The following is a 1,784-nucleotide window of genomic DNA, read 5'->3' as shown; positions in this document are numbered from 1 at the left end:
CCCCGCCTGCCGTGCTCAACGTCATCATCGCGGAAGCGTCGAGCGGCGCGCTGTTCCTGCATCTCGGCGCCACGCTGGCCCGCGTCGCACTCGCCTTCGTGCTGGCGATGTCGCTCGGCAGCGCCATCGGCTACCTGATGGGACGGGTAAAGCTTGCCGACCGGCTCGGCGATCCCTGGCTGATCCTGCTGCTCAACCTGCCGGCGCTGGTCGTGATCGTGCTGGCCTATATCTGGGCCGGTCTGACCGAGGCGGCCGCGATCGCCGCAATCGCCATCAACAAGCTGCCGACCGCCATCGTCACCTTGCGCGAGGGCACGCGCGCGCTCGACCGCTCGCTGGACGAGATGGCGAGTGTGTTCGCGATGCCGCGCTGGCGCGCCTTCCGCCATGTCGTGCTGCCGCAGCTTGCGCCCTATATCGCAGCCTCGGCCCGCTCCGGCCTGTCGCTGGTGTGGAAGATCGTGCTGGTCGCCGAACTCTTGGGACGGCCGAACGGCGTCGGCTTCGAGATCGGGGTCGCCTTCCAGCTGTTCGACACCCCGCGGCTGCTCGCCTACTCCCTGACATTCGCGGCCGTCGTACTCGTGATCGAGACGGTGCTGGTGCAGCCGTTCGAGGCCCGTGCAACAAGGTGGCGGCCCCGTGCGGCTTGAGGTCGACATCACAGGCAAGGCGTTCAGGAACGCGGCGGGCGGGACGCAGGACGTGCTGGCGCCAATCAAGTTCGCGCTTCAATCCGGCGAGGTCGGCGTGCTGATCGGACCCTCCGGCTGCGGCAAGAGCACGATGCTGCGTATCCTCCTCGGGCTCGACCGCGACTTTCACGGGACCATCGCGCGACCACCGGAGGCGCGGATCGGCATGGTGTTCCAGGAACCGCGGCTGTTGCCGTGGCGCTCGGTCGAGCAGAACGTGCGGTTGGCTGCGCCCGGCATTTCCGATGCGAAGCTGTCGGAGCTGTTCAGGATCCTGGAGCTGGAGGCGCACCGCAGCCACTTTCCCGGCGAATTGTCGCTGGGCCTTGCCCGCCGCGTCGCGCTCGCCCGCGCCTTCGCGGTCGAGCCCGATCTGCTCGTGCTCGACGAGCCCCTCGCCTCGCTCGACGACGCGCTCGCAGGCCGCCTGCGCGACGAGATCGCCACGCTGGTGGCAAGCCGCCCCGTGATGACGCTGCTCGTCACCCACAGTATCGACGACGCGATCCGCCTCGGCGACCGCCTGTTCTTCCTGTCGCCGCGGCCGGCGCGCATCGTGGCCGAGGTGCCTATCGGCATCCCGCGCGACACGCGCGGCGAAGCCGAGATTGCCGCGATCAAGGCCGACCTCGCCCGACGAACTCAAGGCGACCGCGCCGAGCGAGATGTCTCATAGCCGGTCGCCCGGCAGACGTGCTAGACAGGCCGGCGGCGGAGTTGATGATGACGCGGACGGTCGCCCTCGCAACGCTTGGTCTTGCGACGCTTGGCCTCGCACTCGTCGCGATGACGGCGCGCGCGCAGGACATGATGCGTGACGTCGACCTCACCTCCCCCGCGATGGTCTCAGCCGAAATGACCAGGCCGGAGGTCGAGGCCGTGCTGGCCAAAGCGAGCGCCGCGCAGCCTGCCGATTTCACCGGCAAGCGCCTGTCGGGCCTCGATCTCTCGGGGCTGGACCTGTCCAACGCGATTTTCCGCGCCGCGCGGCTCAACAAGACAATACTCCGGGACGCCAGGCTCGACCGTGCGATCCTCGATCAGGCCTGGCTGCTGGATGCGGATCTTACCGGCGCAAGCCTGAAG

The 1,784-nt window shown here is 68.7% G+C and carries 3 protein-coding genes; all 3 read left to right on the top strand.

Annotation, left to right across the window (positions count from 1 at the left end):
- A partial coding sequence (locus AC1D00_RS39605) for an ABC transporter permease (RefSeq protein ID WP_477014430.1) occupies positions 1-656 on the top strand: 656 nt, incomplete at its 5' end.
- On the top strand, positions 646-1,374 hold the full coding sequence (locus AC1D00_RS39600; protein ID WP_027546472.1) for an ABC transporter ATP-binding protein: 729 nt from the start codon (positions 646-648) through the stop codon (positions 1,372-1,374). The genes AC1D00_RS39605 and AC1D00_RS39600, both read left to right, overlap by 11 nt.
- Positions 1,375-1,421: 47 nt before the next feature.
- The coding region (locus AC1D00_RS39595) for a pentapeptide repeat-containing protein (protein ID WP_477014429.1) at positions 1,422-1,784 on the top strand (363 nt) is incomplete at its 3' end.

The sequence above is a fragment of the Bradyrhizobium sp. P2_E8 genome, assembly GCF_056403875.1.
The sequence above is the reverse complement of the archived record's forward strand: the minus strand, read 5'-3'. Positions and strand labels throughout refer to the sequence as shown.